This window comes from Chitinophaga pinensis DSM 2588, from assembly GCF_000024005.1.
GTDB lineage: Bacteria > Bacteroidota > Bacteroidia > Chitinophagales > Chitinophagaceae > Chitinophaga > Chitinophaga pinensis.
In genome coordinates this window covers 134,328-157,458 of record NC_013132.1, presented here as the reverse complement: position 1 = coordinate 157,458, position 23,131 = coordinate 134,328, and the positions used below count along the sequence as shown (strand labels likewise).

Below are 23,131 nucleotides of genomic sequence, written 5' to 3'. Positions count from 1 at the left end.
ATTTATATGATAGTCGTAAAAGTAACTTATACGGTAAAAGACAGCTTTGTCGCACAGAACAAGCAGAATATCAATGCTTTCCTGCGGGATTTTAAGAAAATGGACCGAGATTTCCGGTATACGGTATATACAAAGGAGAATACCTTTATCCACTTGTCCCATTTTAAAGACCAGGATATCCAGACTGCCGTACTGGAAGTACCATCATTTAAGGCTTTTCAGTCAGCACGGGATGCTAGCGGACTCATAGGCGCACATCACCTGGAAGTATTGGAGCTGGAGGGGACCACTGGCGATATTTTCTAACATATTGTGTCGTAGGGAAGGTTTTGTAAATTAGCAATGTCCAAATCCATGACGGCACATGAGTAAGCATAAACAAGTAGACGCACCTCCCGTTTTTAATAATCTGGTAGAAAATTATGACCACCTCGGACTGCCGGTCGAATTGATAGATCCCAGGAATGACTTTACCATTCATAAACTGAACGATATTCACCATGAGCTGCCATATAAATCCCCGGTTTACAGGGCGAATTTTTACTCTTTCCTGTTCGTAAAGAACGGACATGGAAAGTATACGACCGATGAACTGGAGTTTTGCACGGAGCCAGGAACTATCTATTTCACTAACCCCGGACACTATAAATCCTTTGAGTGGAGTAGCCTGGAGGAGGTTTTCCTGGTTACCATGAGCGAATCCTTCCTCAAAGAAAACGTCCACGCCAATATCTTCGAGGAATTCCCTTTCCTGCTGGCAGAAACAGTGCCTCCAAGGGTACTGAAGCCCGAAGTATATGCGGAAATTGAGCCTTTATACCAGCAGATCTATAAGGAGTACTTCTCCTCCTCACCCTATAAGAATAAAGTGATGGGGAACCTCTTTGTCGTGATCCTGTTGAAAATAAAAGAGTACTTCTGGGAAGATTATAACCCTATATATGAAGGTAACAGAAGCTCCCAGATCGTAAAAACGTTTAAACGTACCCTGGAAAAACATTACCGTGACCTTAGCACCGGTAAGGCTACCAAAGTCTTCCGGTCGCAGGATTATGCTGCTGAACAAAACCTCCATCCCAGTTATCTTAATAACGTGATTAAATCCAAAACGGGTAAGTCCGTTACCACCTGGATCACTGATAAGACGATTACTGAAGCTAAGTCCATGCTACAGAATTCCAATACACCTATCAAACAGATAGCAGATCAACTGGGCTTCGCAGAATCAGCGCATTTTAGCAACTATTTTAAGAAATATACCGATATGACACCCATATTATATAGAAAACAACTCTCCAAAGGCTGACCTTAGTTTTTTACAACTAATAGTGTAAAACTTGTATTTTTTTGGCGCGCTTATGTTTCACCTTTGTTATGTCGACGATGACAATAAAAACAAAGAAACATGAACACACTAAACGAAAAAGTAATCTTAGTAACAGGCGCTTCAAGAGGTATTGGAGCTACAATCGCAGCCAAACTGGCTTCAGAAGGGGCAAAAGTAATTGTTAACTACGCCGGTAATAAAGATGCAGCAGAACAGGTGGTTAACGAGATTAAACAAAACGGTGGAGACGCTATCGCTTTACAGGCTGACGTTAGTAAAGCCGGCGATGTAAAGCAACTGTTTGATAATGCTATTGCACACTATGGCAGAATTGATGTACTGGTGAACAATGCCGGTATTATGATCAATAAACTGCTGAAAGATACCACTGATGAAGACTTCGACCGTATCTTCAATATTAATGTAAAAGGTACCTTCAATACTTTACGTGAAGCCGCTACCAAACTGGCTGATAAAGGATCCATTATCAACTTCTCTACATCGGTTAACCGTATCATGTTGCCTACATATGCCACTTATGTAGCTACGAAATCAGCAGTAGAGCAACTTACCCGCGTATTTGCAAAAGAAATCGGCCCAAGAGGTATCAACGTGAACTCGGTATCTCCTGGCCCTACTAATACAGAGCTGTTCACTACAGGTAAATCTGATGAACTGATCGGTCGTCTCGCTTCCATGTCTGCGTTCAACCGTATTGGTGAACCAAATGATATTGCTGAGGTAGTCGCCTTCCTCGCCAGCGATGCAGCCAAATGGATTTCTGCACAGAATATCGGTGTAAACGGTGCTATGGCTTAATAGCACCGCTCATTTCTTAAATGATTAAATCAAGTGTCAATCATGAACAGTTTAAAGAATAAAGTAGCAATTGTTACAGGATCAGCAAGAGGATTAGGTAAAGCCATCGCAGAACGTTATGCCGCACTTGGCGCTGATATAGTAGTGAACTACTCCAGAGATAAAGCCTCCGCTGATGAAGTAGTAGGCAATATTAAAGCCATGGGCGGAAGAGTGATCGCCGTACAGGCAGATGTAAGTAAGGTTGCAGATATCGAGCGACTGTTCAGTGAAGCCAAAGCAGCTTTCGGAAAAGTGGATATCGTAGTGGCAAATGCGGGTATCGAACTGGTAGAAACACCCGTAACAGATTTCACAGAAGAACAGTTTGACCGCGTATTCTCTATCAATACCAAAGGCTCTTACTTCACCATGCAACAAGCGGCCAGACAGGTAGAAAACAATGGACGTATCATATATGTTGCCTCCAGCACCACCTCCTTCCCCGTACCTGGTATGGCCGTATATGGTGGCAGCAAGACCACTCCCCGCTACATGGTAGATGTACTGTCTAAAGAAATCGGACACAGAGGCGTAACGGTGAACTCTATCATACCTTTCGCTGTTGATCATTCTGGTATCTTCGTAGACCCCGCAGCATATCCTGAACTGAGAAAGCAATTGCTGGATAGTTGTCCGATGGGGCGTCTGGCAGAAGTGGAAGACGTTGCTAATCTCGCGGAGTTCTTCGCAAGCGACTTGTCTTCATTTGTTTCCGGTCAGCATTTGCTGGTAAATGGTGGAGCTACAAACTAAGTTTCCCCGCGATCTGTTGATGTAAAAAATAGCAACTATGATCATCAGAATTTTCAATGCCCTGCTGGTTCTCTTTATCGTATTCATGGGCGTCAAACAGGGATGGGCCATGGTCTCCGGTAAACCGGAAATGGTGCAGATGCTCGGCCGCTTTCAATTCAGCCGTAACGTTATCCTGATAATGGGACTTGTTACCTTGCTGAGTGCTGTATTGATCTTGTTCCCAGGAACCTTCGTTGCAGGCAATTTCCTGATGGCCGCCTCCATCCTGCTGATTATGTGTTGTGAGTTATCATTAAAAGATATAAAAGGCGCCGCTGTAGAACTCCCCTTTCTCCTGATGAACCTGGTCGCTATTTTTCTACAGCATCCGCTCGCTAAAGCAGATTAATAATGAAAATATTCCTGAGTATAATCGTGTGTGTAACATTTGCCCTGACTTCGTTCGCGCAAACAACATCCAAGACAATGAATACTGATAAATTAACCAACACGACCGTCAGAAAGGCGATAGACGCACTACAAAGTGCCGACAGCAAGGCATGGTTTGCATTGTTTACTGCAGATGCAATCCTGCATGATGATGGTAATAAAATGAATTTCCGTAGTTTCTTTGAGAAGGCATTAGGACACGACCGCTTTACCAGTATCGACAAGGTAGAGAATAATGGTCTGGACATATATGGCCATATCCACAGTGATCACTGGGGCGATTTTAAAACCTATTTCAAGTTCCAGATCAACAGTGAGGGTAAAATCAACCGCCTGGATATCGGACAAGCCAGTTACTGATCTTACAGGTTCTGAGATTTGAATTTGCCGGGATATGAAAGATTCCTGCCTGAGATCATAAACGTCGCATCCCCTCTGTAATGTACCGTGCGGGGATATTTAGGAGAAACCGCAACATGCGCTTTCACCACTTCAAGCACAAAGAAGTTATACTTTGGTAACAGGTGTTCGTCAATCACCTTACACTCAAAATTGGCATAGCATTCCTTTATGAGGGGTGCTTTTACCTTTTCAGCTGCTACCGCCGTTAACCCAAATTCACTGAATTTATCTATTTCTTCACCTGTGCTGTTCCCTATGCCTATAATCTCATCGATCATGTCATGGGTCGGAATATTAATCACACACTCTTTGCTTTTTTTGATCAGCTCAAAACTATAATTAGCCGCTGTGATCATACAGCCGATCATCGATGGAGAAAACTCCATTACTGTATGCCAACCCATCGTCATGATATTCGTATCATCTTTCCAGTGAGAGCTCACCAGTACAGTTGGTCCTGGTTCCAGGTATCGCCGGATCTCCGCCACCGGCAGGTCTTTTTTTCTATATGGCTTTTTCATATTCCCAAAGTTATCAGGTAATTATATGATGATTGCTGGTTTCATTACACAATTACCAGACCAGCGTCATTGTATGCGCTGATGCCAGTCATCATTCCTACAGCTGACAGCGCCTACTTTCGCATTGTCATTATTTCACAATCAACCCACGAACATGAAACAGGTAAAAATGCTACTAACCCTTGCCCTATTGTTTGCCGCCAATGTGATATACGCACAGTCTTCTCTCAAAGCTGGAGACAAACTGCCCTTGTTTGTTTTGAAAGACCAGGATGGAAATGATTTTGTGGTGAGTGAATATATAGGAAAACACAAGCTGGTCATCTTTTTTTATCATAAAGACGACAGTGAGATGGCTGTAAAGGAAGTCTGCGGTTTCAGAGATAGTTATCCGGATTTCAAAGCCGCCAATGCCATGATCATCGGTATTGGCAATGGTAGTGTTGAAAGTCATAAGGCTTTCCGGAAACAGCATAATCTGCCGTATGTGCTGCTGAGTGATCCTCAGAATGACGCATTGAGGCTGTTTGGTTCGAAAACTGGATTCTTTCACGATATGAGAGACACATTCATTACAGATCTGGGTGGGAATATCACATACACCTACCGTGGCCATTTTAAAAAAGGAGAAATCTACTCTGAGAAAGTGCTGAGTTATCTCAGAACTGACGGAGTCAACTAATAACTACCTATCCTATACCCTATACACGCCTGCTACTGTGAAAGACCGTTGAGCAGTTCCTGTGAGAAAAAAAATAAGGTCGATTAACAAAAAAAGCAGGCTCCCCGGGCATATTCATCCCGGGGATTTCTTTTTTTTGTGTAAATTAATGGGGCCAACTGGAAATTGTCACCGGTAGCTCATGAGGGTCCGATTTGACAAGTTAGAAAACGATATGAGAAAAATACTATTTATCCTACTGATTCCTTTCACCGCGTTTGCGCAACAGGTTGTTATTACAGGACAAGTACCGGACAGCCCGGATAGTATGGACGTCTTCGTCTATAAACCCATAGGAACTTATTTCAATTCCCAATATAAACAGGGTGTAGGCAAGGTGGTTGAACACCAGTTTAAGTTAGTTGTACCAATGACTACACCCGGTTTCATTACCATCGAGAATAAATATGTAAAGTCGGTACTCTTTGTAGAACCAGGCGATTATGTAGATATTGGTATCAGTCGGGAAGGAAGCCAGGGAAAGAAATTATATAAGGGGAATAACGCCGCCGGACATGAATTATTCAATAATGATACCCCCTTGTCCGAAGATAAGATGGCGGGTCTGATGGAACAGGTCCTGGACACCGCTAAAACAGTCAACGGCGCACTATGGGGAATGCGTAATAACCTGTCAGAACTTAAAAGTCCCTTACTGGTATACCTGAGAAAAGGGGACATTTCGGTAGGATTCTATGAGAATATGGTTACCACGCTCGAAAGTCGTCTGCTATATAATTTCCTGAACGCTGTGGGCAACCGCCTCGATAAACCTGAAACCAGGAAAAATAAAACGCTGACGGAAAAAGAAATGAAGCAACTGCTACAGGACGTCGTAGATCTCTTCGATCCGTTTGACGAGAAATATACCTCCAGCCCTGAGGCCAGTCAGCTGGTGGCAAAAAAATGCTACCTCCTGAAAAAAGGATATCTCCGTGGACCAGCCCCGATGACAGATTTCTGGCTGCATTTTGAAGAACCTTCCCGTATTTACGCATATGCCCCATCCGCCCTGCTCGAAATGAATGCCGGGAACGAGTTCATGGCATATCTTAATAAACGCCCTTCCGATAAAGCCAAACAGTCCGCCCTGCTGGACTATTTCAGATATAATTTTCCCAGAAGTGCATATCTGCCGGTCGTTGAAGAACTGATGACCAAAAAACGCTGATAACCTGCCATTTGGAAACGATATAGAAGCTGTCCGCCGAAGGCGCGACAGCTTTTTTTGCGCTGTATCTTCCTTAAAAGGCTATTAATCAATCACCTTATTAATATGTCATTATGCCGCTATTTGTCCGTTCAGGAACGGATAAATAGCGGCATAATAGCGATGTAATAACGGTATTATACGAACAAGTATAGCGACTTCCGGGATCCCAGGTAAACCTGATTGCTAATATTACTAATTCATGGAGCGGTTAATTTTAAATAATTTATTAGATTTGTCTAAAATAATAATTTAGATAAGACTAAATAATATTACGAAATGATCCGTATTTGTACTTTAGTGTATTTAAAAATAACATTACTTGTTTTATTGGCATTCCCCTCGGCAGCTCAAACGTCTGCGCCTAGCGGCGCTATCAGCGGGAGTGTGTCGTCTGATGGGCAGCCTTTATACCTTGCGAACGTCATTCTGGTAGAAAGTAAGGCTGGTGCCGCTACTGATTCAACTGGGTATTTTCATATAAATAACCTTAAACCAGGCACTTATACCCTGAAAGCTTCCGCAACAGGATATACTGTTTTTACACGCAAGGTGACCGTGACTGCCAATGGAAAAGCCAATGTCCAGATCCGCTTACAGGCCGATGTTACCAAACTCAACGACATCGTAGTAACCGGTACCCTGAAACCTGTCAGCCGTGCTGAAAGTCCGGTGCCGGTAGAAGTGTATACCCCTAAATATTTCCAGAAAAATCCTTCGCCCTCCCTGTTCGAATCCATCGGTATGGTGAATGGGGTACGGCCGCAGCTGAACTGTAACGTCTGTAATACCGGCGATATCCACATCAACGGTATGGAAGGGGCATACACGTTGATCCTGATCGATGGGATGCCCATTGTCAGCGCTTTATCCACGGTATATGGACTGAGCGGCATTCCTATGAGTATGGTAGAACGGATCGAAGTGGTCAAAGGCCCCGGTTCTTCTCTTTATGGCTCTGAAGCCATGGGCGGTATCGTTAATGTGATCACTAAAAATCCTGTGAAGGCGCCCTTGATAAGTGCCGATGTCTATAGCACCTCCTGGGGGGAATATAATGTAGACGCTGCCCTGAAAATCAAAGCCGGTAGTGCACAGGGACTCATAGGTGTCAGCTATTTTAACTACCAGCAACCAAAGGATAATAATAAGGACGGCTTTACCGACCTCACCCTGCAAAACCGTATCTCTATATTTAATAAATGGGGCTTTCACCGGAAGGATGACCGGCAGGCCAGTATTGCCGCCAGATATGTATATGAAGATCGCTGGGGTGGAGATATGCGCTGGAATAAATCCTGGCGTGGCAGTGACAGCATCTACGGCGAAAGTATCTATACCAAAAGAGTAGAACTGATCGGTATGTACCAATTGCCTGTGAAAGAGAAGATCATGCTGCAGTACTCCTATAACCGGCATGAACAGAACTCCTACTATGGGAAAACACCCTATATGGCTACGCAACACGTAGGCTTTGCACAACTCTACTGGGATAAACAATTAGGGGAAAAACACAATCTGCTGACAGGCGCCTCCTATCGTTATACCTGGTATGATGATAATACGCCGGGTACACTTTCTGAAGATGGAAAAGAAAATATGCCGGCTAAAACACCCCTGCCGGGTGCTTTTATCCAGGACGAATGGTCTTTTGCAGATAAACATAAGTTGCTGTTAGGCTACCGCTATGACCATGATAAATACAATGGAAGTATTCACTCTCCCAGGATTGCTTATAAATGGGCGCCTGATACAGACAATACCCTGCGCGCCAGCTTCGGAACGGGATTTCGTGTTGTGAACCTGTTTACAGAAGATCATGCCGCGCTGACTGGTTCCCGCCAGGTCGTAATCGCGGAAGCCCTGAAGCCGGAGAAGTCTTACAATGCCAACCTGAACTACGTACTGAAGATACCTATGAACAATGCGTTCCTCAACCTGGATGCTACTGGTTTCTACTCTTATTTCACCAATAAGATCAACGGAGATTTTGATGTAGATCCCAATAAGATCGTTTATGATAACCTCCGTGGACACGCAGTATCCCAGGGAATCTCTTTAAATGTGGACGCAGCTTTCGCTTTCCCCCTGAAAGTACTGGCAGGCCTGACCTATCTGGATGTCTACCAGGTACATGAAGACGATGCCGGCATCCCGCAGAAAAGCCGGCAGTTATACGCGCCTAAGTGGGCTGGTACATTTACAATCGGATATAGTTTCCCTTACAACTTCGGCCTGGACCTGACCGGCAACTGGAATGGTCCTATGCGATTACCGGTACAGCATAATGACTTCAGACCTGATTATTCACCCTGGTTCCTGCTGGCAAACGTACAGGTAACAAAGAAGTTTGCCAAAGGATGGGAAGTTTATGGGGGGGTAAAAAACCTCCTGGATTATGTGCCTGAATATGCCCTGATACGGCCTTTCGATCCATTTGATAAATATGTGAACGACCCTGTGAATAATCCGAATGGTTATACTTTTGATACAGAATATAATTATGCTCCCTTACAGGGCGTCAGAGGATTTCTGGGCATACGATACAATCTCTATCAATGAAAACAGCCGTATTATCCATCACCTGTCTGATATGCAGTCTTGTGCTGTTCCTACCGGCTCATGCACAGCATGGGCCGGTAACTTTTGCCCAACTGAAAGACAGCATGGCCCTGCAACCCCGTCCTGTTGTCATTGAACTGTATACCACCTGGTGCAGCTATTGCAGGATCCAGGAAAAACAGATAAAACGTTCCCCCGCCTTACAGCAACTTTTATCCGAAAAGTATTATTTTGTCAGCGTAAATGCCGAAAGTGCCGACTTTGCTGCTTTTAATGACATCTTAGATCCCGTAGCATTCCAACGGATGTCTTATCCTGCCTGGATCATACTGGATACTCATTACCGGATGAAAGATTTCCATGCCGGACTGCTTAAATCCGAGGTATTAGAAGAATGGCTGAAAGTGAAATAAATATGTCAATTGCCCTATTATCGAACCTATTGTATATATCATCGAAAGGCGGGAAATATTAAAAACATTGTCGGATAATTGTACTTCGCCTCCGGCTGCAGAGAGATATTTAAACGTTGATCTATGAACAGGCTTTTGCTGGTCCTCCATTTCATACTGTTGGGCATACTACCCGGTATGGCCCGGCAGCAATATGGGGTATCCATTCCTGTATTACAACGTTCCCTGGAAAAAAGCGCGACCGATACCGGAAAGATCCGGTTGTCACTGGCCATTGCAGAAGCCTATATCCGTCTTCCAGGCAACAGCCAGAAAGATATGGAGAGCGCCTTCCTATATCTGAAACAGGCCACCTCCCTTAATGCACATACCCGGATTCCGCGGTGGGAAGCCCGTAGTGATTACCTCTATGCAAAAGCATATCGTGAAAAAGGTCTTTATACCGAGGGCAAAGCCGCTATCGTTAAAGCCAGACAAATACTGACAGCCCTTAATTGTCCCGGTGACATGGCAGACGTACTCATGGAAACAGGTCATTACTATAGCATAGATGTAGAAGCTGAACTCAAGGAAAAGATACACTTATATGAAAGTGCCGCTATTCAGTATAAAATAGCCGGCAACACAGCCGAAGAAGCCTATGCCTGTAAAATGACAGGTGACTGTTATCATTGCTGGGGGAAATACGACGAAGCACTGCAATATCTCAATAAAACACTTACCCTGTATAAGAAAACAGGACGTAAAGACTTACAAGGCATCTATGACCTATTGGGCACAATTGCCACCGGAAAAGGAGATTATAGCCAGGGATTGACCTATGGTTTGCTGGCCCTGAAAACCGCTGAAGAACAAAAAGACAGTTCACTGCAGTTATGTACGATCCTGAACCGGCTCAGTGTTACCCTATACGAACTGGGCGACTATCAACATGCACTGGACTTCGCAGAGCGATCGCTGAAAATAGCCAATCACTATAAGGATACGACCGCTATTCTTACCGTAAGTACGAATTTTATTACCATTTACCTGAGAGATAATCAGCCGGCAAAAGCACTGGAACTCCTGAACAGAATTGTCGAATTATATAAAGAACCCGTTCAGAAAGATCGTATCTGGATCTCTACAAACCTGATCAGGTGTTATGTACAGTTGCAACAGCTGGATAAGGCTGCTGCTTTTGTACCTGGTTTGCTGACCACTTCCGCAAACATGTCAAAGTATAATTATTATCAGACTATGATCTATTCGTCCCTGGTAATGTATTATATACATGCAAAGCAATTTGAAAAAGCTGCGGGATTTTGTGCGTTACAGGCAGAAGTCTGTAAGCAGATCGGTCAGTTAAATGGACTGTCCCACAACTATCTGCAATGGTTCCGGGCTGATTCCGCTTTGGGAAATTATCCGGCGGCGATCCGGCATTATAAAGACTATAAGGTACTCAACGATTCCCTGTTCAGAATCTCCAAAGCAGGTGAAATCGCCAGATTACAGGTACAGTACGACTTTGACCAGAAGAATAAGGATATCACACTGAAGCAGCAGAATATAGAATTGCTGACCCGACAGGGCCTGTTACAAAGAGCTGCTTTGAAAGAAGCCCGTCTGACCCGCAACATTATCATCTTTGGCGCTGTCATGTTGTTGCTACTGTTGATATTAAGTTACAACCGCTATCAGCTGAAGCAGGCCAGTAACAAACGGTTGCAGCAAAAACAGGAGGAGATCTATTTGCAGAATCAGTCCTTACAAGGGCTGATAGACGTACAGGAAAAGTTGCTGGAAGAAAAAGAATGGCTGGTAAAGGAAATACATCACCGGGTGAGGAACAACCTGCAGATAGTAATGAGTCTGCTAAACACACAGGCAGCCTACCTCCATAACAGCGATGCACTGGAAGCCATCAGTGAAAGCCGGTATCGGATGCAGGCTATTTCACTGATCCATCAGAAATTATATCTGTCTGCCAACATGGCCCTGATCGATATGCAGAATTATACCCGTGAACTGATAGCTGGTCTGAAAGACAATTTCGGCGGCTTACAACAGCTCTATTTCGATATCAATATCGCCCCGGTAAAACTGGATGTATCCCAGGCCGTACCCGTATCCCTGATACTGAATGAGGCACTGACCAACGCTATCAAATACGCTTTCCCAAAAAATGAGAACGGCATCATCTATGTCTCACTCCAATACACAGAGGAAGCACAATTATTATTACGTGTAGCTGACAGCGGACATGGTTTTCCTGCCGGCTTTGACGTCTATTCACATGGAACAATGGGTATCCGTCTCATAGAGACATTAACAGAACAACTGGAAGGAATACTTGAGATAAAAGAAGCGCCAGGAGTGTCTGTACAAGTGTCGTTTAAACAGCAAAAGAGCTGATTAACCCTACAGGCATTGACAGATACCTGAAAATTATGTACTTTCACGCGGTCTCAACCTACTATGCCATATTTTAAAAGCCACATTCCTGGCGGGACCTACAATGAGCAAATACCGATAAACAGGAAAATAAATTGCTGTACAGACAGCATGGGGTCTGTCAGTGGAAACAGATGTACTAAAAAACGATTTATGAACAGGTTACTATTGCTTATCTGTTTAGTAACAATAGGTGTTTTGCAATGTGTTGCACAGGATAAGACGCCACTACAGGATAAACAGCTCAGCGTCTTGCTGATGAAGGAAAAGCCGGACGAAAAGGATATTAAACAGCTTTTTACCTGGGGAGAACAATACATTAACAGACCCGGCATATTGCCAAAAGATTTAGATAGCAGCATTCTATGCGCTAATAAGATACTCAATGCCGGTATAAAACAGCAAAATGACGGCTGGCAGGGACAGGCCTGTATGATCTATTCCAAGATATTCAGGGAAAAAGGAGAACAGACAAGAGGGAATGAATATGCCCGGAAGGCGCAAAAGCTATTTCAACGTGCCGGCCAGGATGAATACCAGGGAGATGCATATGTCGAATTGTCAAGATACATTTCTTATGAGGATGCAGAAAACTTACCGGAAGCCATACATGATCAGGAAATGGCGGTTAAACTGTATGAAAAAACAGGTAATCACAAGAAACAGGCAGAGACACTTACCTTACTGGCCGACTATGTAATCGGTATCCCGGATATGTACAGAGCGATTGACCTCTTGCACCAGGCAGAAGTAGTATATAAGAAGATCGGTTATACCCATCTGGGTGCTGTATATGATCTCCTCGGACTGGCATACAGATCGACCGGCGAGTTAAGCACGGCCCTTGACTACCAGCTGCGGGCCATTAAAGACATAGAAGCAGTTGGTGATACGACACAGTCGCTGTCTACGGCCTATAATGGTCTGGGTATGATGTACTATGAGATGGAGACTTTTGAACAGTCAGTCGATGCTTACAATAAAGCATTTACGATTGCTGAAAAACTGAAGGATACTGCCTCCATGCAATATATCACCGGTAATCTTGCCAACTCCTATATCCGCCTTAAAAACGGTGTTGCCGCCTTACGTGTATTGAAGCGGGAAGAGCGCTTTTTCCCTCCGGCAGGGGCCCGGCCTAAAATATTGCTGGAGGTAGCCATGGTACACGCATATCTGGCAGAGGACAAAGCGGACGCAGCACGCCCTTATATCGCCAGGATCGTTGAAACAGAGAAAACTATGGACCGGAACGATATAGGGAGATTTCACCTGCTGACTGCTACTGCGACCTTCTATTATGTGTCAAAACAATATGAAAAGACGATCCGCGAATGTGAAGAAGTAGGTTATATCACAAAGAAATATAACATGCTGGGCCCGGAGGTAAGAAACTATCGTTTGTGGTACAAAGCAGATTCTGCCAGAGGAGATTTAGCTGCTGCTATCCGGCATTTTCAGTTGTATAAGTTTTATAGCGATTCGTTGTTCAGTGTCAGGAAAACCAGTCAGCTTAACCAGCTACAGGTAAAGTTCGATACTGAAAAGAAAGACCAGGCCCTGCAGCTAAAACAGAAAAGTATAGAATTGCTGACCAGAGACAGTCAGCTGCAAAAAGCAGAATTAAGAAGGGCCAGATTCACCCGGAATGTGATCATTCTGGGGGCAGTCATGCTGATCATCGTCCTTTTGCTGGGGTATAACCGTTACCAGCTGCGACTACGTAGTAACCGTCAGCTCAAGGTACAGCAGGATGAAATTAATCAGCAGAATCTCTCCCTGCAGGCGCTGATCTCCTCACAACATAAACTGCTGGAAGAAAAGGAATGGTTAGTAAAAGAGATTCATCACCGGGTAAAGAATAACCTCCAGATTGTTATGAGCCTGTTGAATACACAGGCGGCTTTCCTGGATGACAAAGACGCCCTGAATGCGATCAGGGAGAGCCGTTTTCGGATGCAGGCGATTTCCCTGATTCACCATAAACTCTATCAGTCAGAAAATATGGCCCTGATCGATATCAACGTCTATATTCACGAACTGATCCATTTCCTGCAGGATGGCTTTACAGGCGCCAGCAGGATCCGGTTTGATATGCAGATAGCCCCTGTAAAGCTGGATGTGTCGCAGGCGGTGCCTATCGGACTGATTCTGAATGAAGCGATTACCAATGCGATCAAATACGCATTTACTGATAATGGTACTATATTGATTTCCCTGAAATTTACCGGACTGAATCAGCTTACACTGGTGATAGCAGATAACGGTAAAGGATTTGCGATGAATGCTGTCACAGGTGTCGGAAAATCAATGGGACTGATGCTGATGCACACCCTGAGTGAACAACTGGATGGCGCCCTGGATATCCAGAGTGAAAATGGTGTGGTAATAACAGTCAACTTCAGGTATCAGGAGCCTGAATCAACAGAAGAAACAGCGGAATCAACACTGACGTCCTCCTACGGGATCATGTCTTAAAATTATCTTAAATGATGATTTATCCCTATGTTATTGGTGGTCTATACGGTCTTAAAAAAATATCGTATTTTCAGCTGTCAATCATACAATTAAGCCAACAGCCATTTCTTGAGAAATAACAATTGCTGACAAACCGATCCTTAGCGTAACAAGAAAACAACATTAAAAGTAAAATTCAGATGCTTCCCTACAGCGTTGCAGGATATTTATTGCCATATGTTGTCCGGAACAGCATAGGGCTGTCTGCCGGAGAAAAGGTGGACTTGATACGTACTTCATGGAAACATTTGCAAGGGATATTGAACATAGAGAGCAGGATCGGTGTAATAATTACAGTCAACTTTACATACCAGGAGAAACAAGCTTTTACCGGATCGGGAGTACTGGAGCAGGAAATCTCAGACTATGCCTGACACCATGGGGGACTATATCAATTTTTACCGGAAAATGCTACGCTGGTGCTGTTGTGTACTGTTTTGCATCTGGACGGATCATACATCCGCACAACAAAATACCTTGTCGCTATTTTCACTGCCTGAACCAGTGCACTATCCTGTTACCGAGGGTATAGCAGACGCCTGGATGAAAGTGGCGCTGGACTATAACATCTATTCAGAGAAAGAACTGGCGCAGCGTATTGGCTGTTATGAGCAGGCTGTCCGGCTTTACCGTAAGTCGCTAAACCGCCGGAAGGAAGCAGACGCATTACAGATCCTGGGAGATTGTCATAATCACCAGGGAGCACTGGTGCCGGCTGAAACAGAATTGTTAGCAGCCCTTGCTATCTATCAGGAAATAGGGTATACCGCTTTGCAGGGCATCTATGATCTTTTGGGAAATGTAAATGGGCAAAAGGCGCATTACGATGTGGCATTGAAGTATGGTTTTCTGGCCGTCCGCACAGCAGAAGCACAACAGGATTCCAGTTTGCAGTTATGTACTATCTACAACAGGCTTGGGCTGACTTTATACCACCTGGCGGAGTATCACAAGGCGTTGATATATTTCAACAAATCATTGAGTATTGCATATAAGTGGAAGGATACTGCATCCATATTGACGCTGGTCCCGAATATAGGCAGTACCTACTGGCGGCTGGGTCAATCCGGATTAGCGATTGATATACTGACATCCACAGAGAAAAGATATCCGCTTACTTATGATGAGGACAGGATCACTTTCGCGGCAGGATTATGCATCAGTTATGTCAGTCTTGTACGATACGATGAAGCAGATGTATATGTGAAAAAACTGCTGAACTTATCCAGTAAGTTTGATCGCTATAATTATATACAGGACGTCGTATATGTAGCACTATTGAACTATTATCAGGCGATAGGCGATTATACGTCTTTGCGGTATTATGCGCGCGCCTACGAAGAATATTGCCGGCGTGGCGGATATGCTTATGAACTGTTGAACGATTACGCGTATCTTTTCCGCGCAGATTCTGCACTAGGTAATTTCCCGGCTGCCATTGACTATTACAAGCAATATAAACTATTGCAGGATTCTCTCTATGGAGAAGAAAAAAGTCACCAGATCGCGCAATTGCAACTGCAGTATGAGACGGAACGTAAAGACCATGATCTGCAGCTGAAGGAAAAAAGCATTCAGCTGCTGACAAGGGAAGGGCTGTTGCAGCAGTCTGCGTTGGAACGTGCACGTCTGGAAGGGAATATGATTATCGGCGGTACGGCTATGCTGGTGCTGATGCTGGTGTTGGGATATAACCGTTATCAGCTGAAACAACGTCTCAATCGTGACTTAACTTTGCAACAACGGGAGATTAATCAGCAGCATCAGTCACTGAATGTATTGGTCAACCGGCAGCGGAAACTGGTGGCAGAAAAAGAATGGCTGATCCGGGAAATACATCACCGGGCGAAAGATAATCTTCAGATCATTGTACGTCTGTTAAATACACAGGCAGCCAATGTAGATGATCAGTCAGCGCGGGCTGCAATCCGGGAAAGCCGGCACTGTATGCAGGCCGTCTCCCTGATTCATCAGAAATTATATCAGGAAGATAATGCAGCAGAACTGGATATGGATATATATATCCGGGAACTTGTTGCATATTTTAGAGACAGTTTCGACGGATTACATCAGATTTCATTTGATTTGCATCTCACAAACGTATACCTCGAAGTATATCAGGCGGTGCCTGTCGGATTAATCCTGAACGAAGCCATCACAAACGCCTGCAAGTACGCTTTCCCCGAAGGACGAAAAGGCGTCATCACTGTGGTGCTCAATTATGTGGCGGAAAATTATCTGCTGCTGTCTGTAAAGGATAATGGTACAGGACTACCGGCTGATTTTGAGATACGGAAGCGTGCATCTATGGGAATTACATTAATGGAAACCCTGACAGAACAACTGGAAGGTCATCTATCCATGACAAACAAAGATGGCGTAAGCGTCATCGTAATATTTAAACCACAACATAATAGGGAAACGATTCCCGGCTTACTGAAATTAGTAAATAAAACTGCGTAGTATGGAAGAAAAAATCATGATCGTAGAGGACGAACTGATTGTAGCAGGTGATATACGATTAACGCTGGAAAGAGCGGGATATAAGGTATCAGGCGTCGCCCGCTCTGTACACAGAGCACTGGAGATTATCGACGTGGAAAGACCTGATCTCGTATTACTGGATATCTATCTGAAGGGCGACCAGACAGGCATTGACCTGGCGGTTGAACTGAATAAACATAACATACCTTTTGTGTATCTGTCCGCTAACTGCAACAGACAGGTGCTGGAAGCTGCAAAGGTGACCCAGCCTTATGGCTTTATTGTGAAACCATTCAGGGAAAAAGACCTGCTGGTAACGCTGGACATTGCCCGTTACCGCTATGAACATCATCGTGTTTTAAAGGTAAAACCAGGCATTGTATCACAGTCCGATGATCTGCGGTTACCTGCATTACCTGTACAGCAGGCGCCGGTACCGGAAGTAAAGAAGGAAGTAGTGCCTCCTATTCCTAATTTTGAGGGCATTATTGGCAGCAGTATTCCTATGCAGCGTGTGTTTGAACTGATCCGTCAGGTGGCGCCGCTGGATACTTCAGTATTGGTATTGGGAGAAACAGGCACAGGTAAGGAAGGTGTGGCAAATTGTATTCATCACCTCTCTCCCCGTAAAGCCAAACCATTCGTCAAGGTAAACTGTGCGGCATTGCCTACACACCTGATAGAATCAGAGTTATTCGGACATGAAAAAGGGGCCTTTACCGGTGCGCTGGAAAAGAGGATCGGTAAGTTTGAACGTGCTGATGGCGGTACTATTTTCCTGGATGAAATAGGCGATATGCCGGCTGATCTGCAGGTGAAATTACTGCGTGTATTACAGGAAAAAGAAATAGAAAGAATAGGCGGTAACGGGCCTATAAAGGTGAACGTACGCATCATTGCCGCAACTAACCGTAATCTGGAAAAGGAGATTGCAGAAGGACGTTTCCGCCTGGATCTCTATTACCGGTTACACGTGTTCCCTATCATGCTGTCTGCATTGCGCGAGCGCAGAGATGATATTCCTTTGCTGATTGCTCACTTCATACGCTTATACGCATCAGCAACAGGTAAAGGAGTATCAGATATAGCGCCTGCTGCATTAAGACAGCTGATGGATTATGCCTGGCCGGGTAATGTGCGTGAATTACAGAACCTCATTGAAAGAAGTGTATTACTGTCGCGCGAAAGTATTATCAGAGAAGTGATACTGCCTGTGAGTGTGAAGAAAGAAACAACCGTTGTGTCTACTGAAACAGATATTAAAACAATTGTGGAATTAGAAAGGGAACACATACTTACTGTACTGAAAAAGTGTAATCATAAGATATCCGGTCCAGGCGGAGCCGCAGAGCTATTGAATCTGCCGCCATCTACCCTGGCATCAAAGATGAAAAAACTCGGTATTGTAAAAAGACATACATTATAAAGTTCTCCATAAAAAGTACAACAGAAGAGTTGATTAGGCAATTGACTTTCGGGCGCTGTGTAAGTAGATTTGTAACAGAATCAGCAAGCGAATAAAAAGAAACAACAGCGTGGATTAAATAAGCAGAATAGTCGAAGAAACAGTTGCAAGGTTTTAAGTGAAGATAGTCGGCAATTATTAGCTTATAGGGGATAGGGAGCAGTCTGTAGACGATAGGCAATAGTTCAGGTGGCACAACGCACATAGAACGAATAAAAGCTTAATCGGACATAGTTAAAAGACAGGACATACAAACACCCGTGTTTTGCTATGAACTATAGTCTATCGACTATGGACTGCTAACTAAAAGTGAAAAGCTGAAGATATTAAAGCGTATATCCTTCCTTTTATTCATACAGTGGAGCTTGATTGTTAATGGCCGTTTCTCTCCAGGAACGGTCCTTTTTTTCGTAAGGGCCGAAGGGACGCAGTTCGTATATTTGCTACATAACCCACAATCCCTCCGATAATGAAAGACAAGTCAATCATAGCTGACCAGTTGAATGATCTGGAAGAATTAATGATCCCCCGCAGAAAAGAATTGCTGACCTGGTGGCTGAAGTTTTTCAGTGCGGTTTTTGTCGTGACCGGTATCCTGGGTGTATTCAGTTATCCATATATGTTTCTGACAGACAGCGATCCGGGAGTGGCCCTTTATGGATTGGAAAGTGCTGATCGCACTTCATTTCTCATGTTAGTGATTACCATGCTTTTTATATTGAAAGGGATTGCTGCCTTCGGACTGCTCGCAGAGAAGGAATGGGCGGTAGATATAGGTCTTGCAGATGGATGGGTGGGTATCCTGGTCTGTTTATTTGTGATGATCTATAATTATTTTGGTCCGGCACATGTGTTTGCGCCACTGGGACTTGAACTGTTATTGTTGTCAGCGTATGTGGTAAAGCTGCAGAAAATACGGGCTGACTGGAAACGAGGGCGCGGCAGAGTAAACTAGTTTTTCACTCATTCAAAATAGACGTTTATGGAGCATCATTATGACACTGTCGCTAATGCAATCAATGCCTTGAAAAGCCAGGGATTTACGGTTGATTTTAACCTGGAAGGGAATTACCTGGTGAATGGAGTGCATAAGATCGCACTTAGTGAATTCAATATTGTAGATGTTTATCGGTACGAAGGCGATACGGATCCCTCTGATGAAGCGGCAGTGTATGCAATAGCTTCAGCGGATGGCGTAAAAGGCGTGTTAGTGACTGCCTATGGTCCCTCTGCAGATACCCTGAGTGAGGAAATGCTGGAGAAGTTGAAGATCAGATAGGCTCCCCGGTGCGTGGTCGTTTGTCGACAATTGTTGCAAAGAAGGGTTCGCTCGTGGTGATGTTATTTTAACCATTGTTTGACTTTTTATATCTTTTATTTTAAAGAATCGTACATGTCTGTGGATTGGTGTAATATTTGAAATTACTTTTATCCGATATATATAGTATGTACGAACTCCTACAGATAAGAGCGCAATTGGAGACTATACAGTATAAGAATACCGGTAGTCTGTTTGAATTGAGGTTGGTATTAATGAATACCGGTACCTTGCTGACTTCCAGGCATCTCGCAAATCAGCGGGGTGAAAAGGATGTAATGACTTCCAAGTTATTATTACTGACCTTTCGTAATGTGCGGAACTATTATCATATACTGGAAACGACCAGAGAGGCGCATGAACAGTGTTTTAAAAACATTAAGGAACTGGCATTACAGGATCTGGTGAGTTTATTCAGGAAATTACGTACGTCTAACGTGGTCAACATGTCACAGGAACAGCCTTTAATGAGTGCCGTCCGTTAAACTACATCCGCCATTGCTGGCGTAGCATATTTTCCAGCAGATCGGCAAAGGTCCAGCCTATCTTACGGGCTGCCAATGCTGACAGGCTATCCTGGTCCATCCTATGCGGACGGGAAGCGCCGGTCATATTAGGTTTCATATTCAGGTCAAACAGGAAATAACGTCCCTGTTCATCCTGGCGGCAGTCAATTCTCACAGGAGCCTTTGCTCCGACTAATGCCGCAGCAGATTCACATTGTTTACATAAGGTGATGATAGCAGGCGATTGCAGCTGTGCATCGTCCAGTACCTTGCTGTTGTTGACAACAGCGACAGTGCCATTATAAGGTGCTACGCCATCCTCGTGATTGAAACGTTCTACCGGTGGTAAACTCCAGTAATTGATCTTTTCCTGACAGATATCTCTGATCATATATTTACCTGGTGGCATGACTGTAATGGTCACTTCTCTGCCAGGAAGGAACTTTTCTACGTATACGGCGGTACCGTATTTATCTTCCGCAAACATCTCTTTAAGTACCTTATGCAGCCCGTCTGCTGTATCTACGACCTGCACGCCGTCACTGCCTCTGCCACGGATAGGTTTCGCTACTGCCGGAAAGGAAAAATGCAGCTGGTAATCGTGCAGATTGTCTTTGTTGATCAGGATGGCTGGTGGAATGGGGAGGTTGTTTTTTTGCAGGAGTTTATTGGTGGTCCATTTGTCATCGTAAAGATCAGTATTGCGGGGTAATTGTCCGACAGCGGCGATTCCTTTTTTCAGAAATGCTTCTACCGGATGGCCGTTATACAGGATGGTATTCAGCCATAATACCTGGGCGCCTTTTGAGAGTGCATGGAGTATACCCGCCTCCGTATCGGGAAATACCCAGTCAAGGTCGATCATCAGCTGGGGATGGATCACAGGAGTGCTGACCGGTACTTGTTTTTCACGCAGTGCATAGGCAATATCCGCTCCGCTGTCTGAATAACCTCCGGGCTTCATAGGTTTCAAAATGCCGTTCCTGGCTGGTGGTTGCTGCGCCTGATAGAGCAGTGCGACTGGGGTACCGGTTACTGACATGGTCAACTGTTTAAAACGTGAATGTAAAGAAAAATACAATCTCCTCACAGCAGTGCAGGTACGGGTATTTATGGTTGGGCAAGTCGTCTGCCCAGGCGTTCATAACGGGCCGGTTGCACAAATACCAGGCTGTTATGATCTTCATATTTGACCAGCCTTTCCTTCATTTCAGTACTCATCAGCACCTTATTCAGCAGCAGGTAAATGGCGTGATTATCGGGCATACATCCTTTCGTATTGGAAAAGGTAATGGTATGCAGCATGTTGTTCAGTTTAGCATAGATCGTGTACTTGATCTCAAATGTGGATAGTTGTTTGAATCCATAGCAGACTTCCAGTTTAAGATGATTATCCGCCAGTATGTCCTTCATGGATGTCATAATCAGATCGCTGTAGTTTACTGGCTCACCGGCACACTCATTCAGTAATGGTGCAAATACCTTGTTATATTCCAGGATAGCTATTTCCTGGGTTGGAGCTGTCTTTTTCAGGTAATCGCCCGGTGGTACCAGTTCTTTCCGGAAGGTTTCCATTTCATTCACAATCCTGATATATTCCTGTATGTTATACCTGGCAGGCATCAGGTTGGCGATTTCTTTTTCCCCCTCGGAAATAGGACTGCCGGATCTGATCAGTTCCTGGTCCCAGCTTTTGGCAATATTCTGCTTCAGGACATGAAATTCTTCTTCCGTAACCGGATGGCTGGTGTATTTATAAGTACCGGCATCAACATTGATTTTCAGGTCGAAGTTCCTGTTGGCAGAGTGACGGTTACACTGAAAGCTGAATATGACAAGCAGGAATATGATAAACTTTTTCATAGGATATATGGCTGGGGCTAAGATAAAAAAGAACGGCCATATGATCATGGCCGTTCATGTATAGTCATATTTTTTATGTACAGTTCTTTTAGTGGAGTACTACCGTATCGCCGCCATCATGCAGGAAAACGGGATTGGTAATACGTAATCCTCCCAGGAACAATATAGCAACTGATATCAGTGCTGTTGCTGCCATCAGCATGGTCATAGGAACAGGAGATGTTGCATGGAACAAACTGGCCACGGTGGAAGCCAGTCCGCCGATACCCATCTGTAATGCGCCCATCAGTGCCGCTGCGGTACCTGCATTTTTCTTAAACGGTGCGATACTCAGTGCAGACGCATTCGGATTGGCAAATCCCAGACAGCTCAGATAGAGGAATAACATAATAATCGTCGATGTCAGTCCGAACCATCCCAGGTAACTGCCGGCAAAGAAAACGATACCGATCAGTGCCTGTCCTATCAGTGCAATACGGATGATCTGTTCACTGCGGAAATAGCGTAAGGTCAGACTGTTCAGCTGACTGGAACCGATAAACCCAACGGATAATCCCGCGAAGATCCATCCGAAATGTGTTTCAGATACACGGAAGATATTCATGAATACCACGGGGGAAGACGATACATATACAAACAGGCCGGAGAATGCAAATGCACCCGTCAGTGCATAGGTATAGAATTGTGGTTCCCGCATCACGGCCCAGAATCCGTTGATAATAGGACCCGGTTTCAGTGACATGGAAGTATCCGGCTGATGGCTTTCAGGCAGAAAGGCAAAGCAGGCGATCATCAGCAGTAACCCCATCCCACCCAATACGATAAAGATAGCCTGCCAGTTCCAGGCAGCTGTAATATAGCCACCAATGGTCGGAGCCAGCATAGGAGAGGCGCCTACTACTAACATAAGTAGTGCGAAAACTTTTGCACTGTCTTTTATCGGGAATAAGTCGCGTACCATGGCAACAGAGGCTACAGCCGCCGCACAGCTACCGATGGCCTGAATAAAGCGCAGGAGTACAAAAGACTCCAGTGATCTTGCCGCAATACATCCTGCAGAGGCGATCAGGTAGACGATCAGTCCGGCATAAAGCGGTTTCTTTCTGCCAAAACGATCCAGTAAGGGGCCGTATAGTAATTGTCCCGCAGAGATACCGATAAAGTAACTGGCGAGTGATAACCCGATGCGTTCTGTAGGGACATGCAGGTCTTCTGCGATGGCCTGGTATCCGGACAGATACATATCTATTGAAAATGGCCCTAATGCGGTCATGGTTCCCAGGATTAAAATCAGGGACCAATACTGCCGGGCTGGCATTGTTGTTTCCATTAATCAGTAT

General features: G+C 44.5%; 21 protein-coding genes. 17 read left to right on the top strand and 4 right to left on the bottom strand.

Going from position 1 to position 23,131, the window contains the following annotated elements; genetic code table 11:
- The first annotated feature begins 6 nt into the window (after window positions 1-6).
- The 6 genes from CPIN_RS00625 (at window position 7) to CPIN_RS00600 (ending at window position 3,733) form a co-directional block, all read left to right on the top strand.
- Entirely contained in the window at window positions 7-306 is a 300-nt protein-coding gene (locus CPIN_RS00625; protein WP_012787809.1) for a hypothetical protein, read from the top strand.
- 58 nt (window positions 307-364) lie between these two features.
- Window positions 365-1,306 (top strand): AraC family transcriptional regulator, encoded by a 942-nt coding sequence (locus CPIN_RS00620; RefSeq protein WP_012787808.1) that lies wholly within the window; start codon window positions 365-367, stop codon window positions 1,304-1,306.
- Between the two features lie 99 nt (window positions 1,307-1,405).
- The gene (locus CPIN_RS00615; protein WP_012787807.1) at window positions 1,406-2,146 is read left to right on the top strand and encodes an SDR family oxidoreductase; all 741 of its coding nucleotides are present in this window, start codon (window positions 1,406-1,408) and stop codon (window positions 2,144-2,146) included.
- Window positions 2,147-2,188: 42 nt separating this feature from the next.
- Window positions 2,189-2,941 carry an SDR family oxidoreductase gene (locus CPIN_RS00610; RefSeq protein WP_012787806.1) on the top strand — a complete coding sequence of 251 codons (753 nt, stop codon included), beginning with the start codon at window positions 2,189-2,191 and terminating at the stop codon, window positions 2,939-2,941.
- A 37-nt stretch (window positions 2,942-2,978) separates the two neighbouring features.
- A complete protein-coding gene (locus tag CPIN_RS00605) occupies window positions 2,979-3,332 on the top strand; it encodes a hypothetical protein (protein WP_012787805.1) in 354 nt (117 codons plus the stop codon).
- 77 nt (window positions 3,333-3,409) lie between these two features.
- Complete coding sequence (locus CPIN_RS00600; RefSeq protein ID WP_052306952.1) at window positions 3,410-3,733, top strand: nuclear transport factor 2 family protein; 324 nt, start codon at window positions 3,410-3,412, stop codon at window positions 3,731-3,733.
- Between the two features lie 2 nt (window positions 3,734-3,735).
- On the opposite strand, the gene CPIN_RS00595 is transcribed toward CPIN_RS00600, so the two are convergent.
- Window positions 3,736-4,296 (bottom strand): flavin reductase family protein, encoded by a 561-nt coding sequence (locus CPIN_RS00595; RefSeq protein WP_012787803.1) that lies wholly within the window; start codon window positions 4,294-4,296, stop codon window positions 3,736-3,738.
- A gap of 154 nt (window positions 4,297-4,450) precedes the next feature.
- Here CPIN_RS00595 and CPIN_RS00590 point away from each other — a divergent pair, with 154 nt between their 5' ends.
- The 11 genes from CPIN_RS00590 to CPIN_RS00535 all read left to right on the top strand — a co-directional run bounded on the left by CPIN_RS00590 (window position 4,451) and on the right by CPIN_RS00535 (window position 19,907).
- Window positions 4,451-4,978, top strand: a complete 528-nt coding sequence (locus CPIN_RS00590; protein ID WP_052306713.1) for a peroxiredoxin — start codon at window positions 4,451-4,453, stop codon at window positions 4,976-4,978.
- 214 nt (window positions 4,979-5,192) lie between these two features.
- Window positions 5,193-6,188 carry a hypothetical protein gene (locus tag CPIN_RS00585; RefSeq protein ID WP_012787801.1) on the top strand — a complete coding sequence of 332 codons (996 nt, stop codon included), beginning with the start codon at window positions 5,193-5,195 and terminating at the stop codon, window positions 6,186-6,188.
- A 369-nt stretch (window positions 6,189-6,557) separates the two neighbouring features.
- The gene (locus CPIN_RS00580) at window positions 6,558-8,789 is read left to right on the top strand and encodes a TonB-dependent receptor (RefSeq protein ID WP_272867910.1); all 2,232 of its coding nucleotides are present in this window, start codon (window positions 6,558-6,560) and stop codon (window positions 8,787-8,789) included.
- Entirely contained in the window at window positions 8,786-9,202 is a 417-nt protein-coding gene (locus CPIN_RS36190) for a thioredoxin family protein (RefSeq protein WP_012787799.1), read from the top strand. Before CPIN_RS00580 ends, CPIN_RS36190 begins: the two co-directional genes overlap by 4 nt.
- A gap of 123 nt (window positions 9,203-9,325) precedes the next feature.
- Window positions 9,326-11,599, top strand: a complete 2,274-nt coding sequence (locus tag CPIN_RS36185) for a histidine kinase dimerization/phosphoacceptor domain -containing protein (protein ID WP_012787798.1) — start codon at window positions 9,326-9,328, stop codon at window positions 11,597-11,599.
- Between the two features lie 192 nt (window positions 11,600-11,791).
- Window positions 11,792-14,116: a histidine kinase dimerization/phosphoacceptor domain -containing protein gene (locus tag CPIN_RS00565; protein ID WP_012787797.1), complete on the top strand. Its 2,325-nt coding sequence runs from the start codon at window positions 11,792-11,794 to the stop codon at window positions 14,114-14,116.
- A 405-nt stretch (window positions 14,117-14,521) separates the two neighbouring features.
- On the top strand, window positions 14,522-16,618 hold the full coding sequence (locus CPIN_RS00555) for a histidine kinase dimerization/phosphoacceptor domain -containing protein (protein ID WP_012787795.1): 2,097 nt from the start codon (window positions 14,522-14,524) through the stop codon (window positions 16,616-16,618).
- 1 nt (window position 16,619) lies between these two features.
- Complete coding sequence (locus CPIN_RS00550) at window positions 16,620-18,065, top strand: sigma-54-dependent transcriptional regulator (RefSeq protein WP_012787794.1); 1,446 nt, start codon at window positions 16,620-16,622, stop codon at window positions 18,063-18,065.
- Between the two features lie 508 nt (window positions 18,066-18,573).
- On the top strand, window positions 18,574-19,059 hold the full coding sequence (locus tag CPIN_RS36180; RefSeq protein ID WP_012787793.1) for a hypothetical protein: 486 nt from the start codon (window positions 18,574-18,576) through the stop codon (window positions 19,057-19,059).
- Between the two features lie 27 nt (window positions 19,060-19,086).
- Complete coding sequence (locus CPIN_RS00540) at window positions 19,087-19,383, top strand: hypothetical protein (RefSeq protein ID WP_012787792.1); 297 nt, start codon at window positions 19,087-19,089, stop codon at window positions 19,381-19,383.
- Between the two features lie 167 nt (window positions 19,384-19,550).
- Window positions 19,551-19,907, top strand: a complete 357-nt coding sequence (locus tag CPIN_RS00535; protein WP_012787791.1) for a hypothetical protein — start codon at window positions 19,551-19,553, stop codon at window positions 19,905-19,907.
- Window position 19,908: 1 nt separating this feature from the next.
- Here the strand turns inward: CPIN_RS00535 and CPIN_RS00530 are convergent, their stop codons facing one another.
- From CPIN_RS00530 to CPIN_RS00520, 3 genes are all read right to left on the bottom strand, one after another.
- Window positions 19,909-20,970: an ATP-grasp domain-containing protein gene (locus CPIN_RS00530; RefSeq protein ID WP_012787790.1), complete on the bottom strand. Its 1,062-nt coding sequence runs from the start codon at window positions 20,968-20,970 to the stop codon at window positions 19,909-19,911.
- A gap of 68 nt (window positions 20,971-21,038) precedes the next feature.
- Entirely contained in the window at window positions 21,039-21,791 is a 753-nt protein-coding gene (locus CPIN_RS00525) for a hypothetical protein (protein ID WP_044217534.1), read from the bottom strand.
- A gap of 88 nt (window positions 21,792-21,879) precedes the next feature.
- The gene (locus CPIN_RS00520) at window positions 21,880-23,121 is read right to left on the bottom strand and encodes a multidrug effflux MFS transporter (RefSeq protein ID WP_245552069.1); all 1,242 of its coding nucleotides are present in this window, start codon (window positions 23,119-23,121) and stop codon (window positions 21,880-21,882) included.
- Between the last annotated feature and the right edge of the window lie 10 nt (window positions 23,122-23,131).

What these genes read in the sequence shown, in the direction of transcription:
- CPIN_RS00590 (WP_052306713.1), top strand. Translation starts at nt 4,451, where the DNA reads ATGAAACAGGTAAAAATGCTACTAACCCTTGCCCTATTGTTTGCCGCC.
- CPIN_RS00535 (WP_012787791.1), top strand. Translation starts at nt 19,551, where the DNA reads ATGTACGAACTCCTACAGATAAGAGCGCAATTGGAGACTATACAGTAT.
- CPIN_RS00595 (WP_012787803.1), bottom strand. Translation starts at nt 4,296, where the DNA reads ATGAAAAAGCCATATAGAAAAAAAGACCTGCCGGTGGCGGAGATCCGG.
- CPIN_RS00525 (WP_044217534.1), bottom strand. Translation starts at nt 21,791, where the DNA reads ATGAAAAAGTTTATCATATTCCTGCTTGTCATATTCAGCTTTCAGTGT.
- CPIN_RS00585 (WP_012787801.1), top strand. Translation starts at nt 5,193, where the DNA reads ATGAGAAAAATACTATTTATCCTACTGATTCCTTTCACCGCGTTTGCG.
- CPIN_RS36190 (WP_012787799.1), top strand. Translation starts at nt 8,786, where the DNA reads ATGAAAACAGCCGTATTATCCATCACCTGTCTGATATGCAGTCTTGTG.
- CPIN_RS00520 (WP_245552069.1), bottom strand. Translation starts at nt 23,121, where the DNA reads ATGGAAACAACAATGCCAGCCCGGCAGTATTGGTCCCTGATTTTAATC.
- CPIN_RS36180 (WP_012787793.1), top strand. Translation starts at nt 18,574, where the DNA reads ATGAAAGACAAGTCAATCATAGCTGACCAGTTGAATGATCTGGAAGAA.
- CPIN_RS36185 (WP_012787798.1), top strand. Translation starts at nt 9,326, where the DNA reads ATGAACAGGCTTTTGCTGGTCCTCCATTTCATACTGTTGGGCATACTA.
- CPIN_RS00620 (WP_012787808.1), top strand. Translation starts at nt 365, where the DNA reads ATGAGTAAGCATAAACAAGTAGACGCACCTCCCGTTTTTAATAATCTG.
- CPIN_RS00540 (WP_012787792.1), top strand. Translation starts at nt 19,087, where the DNA reads ATGGAGCATCATTATGACACTGTCGCTAATGCAATCAATGCCTTGAAA.
- CPIN_RS00605 (WP_012787805.1), top strand. Translation starts at nt 2,979, where the DNA reads ATGATCATCAGAATTTTCAATGCCCTGCTGGTTCTCTTTATCGTATTC.
- CPIN_RS00610 (WP_012787806.1), top strand. Translation starts at nt 2,189, where the DNA reads ATGAACAGTTTAAAGAATAAAGTAGCAATTGTTACAGGATCAGCAAGA.
- CPIN_RS00615 (WP_012787807.1), top strand. Translation starts at nt 1,406, where the DNA reads ATGAACACACTAAACGAAAAAGTAATCTTAGTAACAGGCGCTTCAAGA.
- CPIN_RS00555 (WP_012787795.1), top strand. Translation starts at nt 14,522, where the DNA reads ATGCCTGACACCATGGGGGACTATATCAATTTTTACCGGAAAATGCTA.
- CPIN_RS00625 (WP_012787809.1), top strand. Translation starts at nt 7, where the DNA reads ATGATAGTCGTAAAAGTAACTTATACGGTAAAAGACAGCTTTGTCGCA.
- CPIN_RS00550 (WP_012787794.1), top strand. Translation starts at nt 16,620, where the DNA reads ATGGAAGAAAAAATCATGATCGTAGAGGACGAACTGATTGTAGCAGGT.
- CPIN_RS00600 (WP_052306952.1), top strand. Translation starts at nt 3,410, where the DNA reads ATGAATACTGATAAATTAACCAACACGACCGTCAGAAAGGCGATAGAC.
- CPIN_RS00530 (WP_012787790.1), bottom strand. Translation starts at nt 20,970, where the DNA reads ATGTCAGTAACCGGTACCCCAGTCGCACTGCTCTATCAGGCGCAGCAA.
- CPIN_RS00565 (WP_012787797.1), top strand. Translation starts at nt 11,792, where the DNA reads ATGAACAGGTTACTATTGCTTATCTGTTTAGTAACAATAGGTGTTTTG.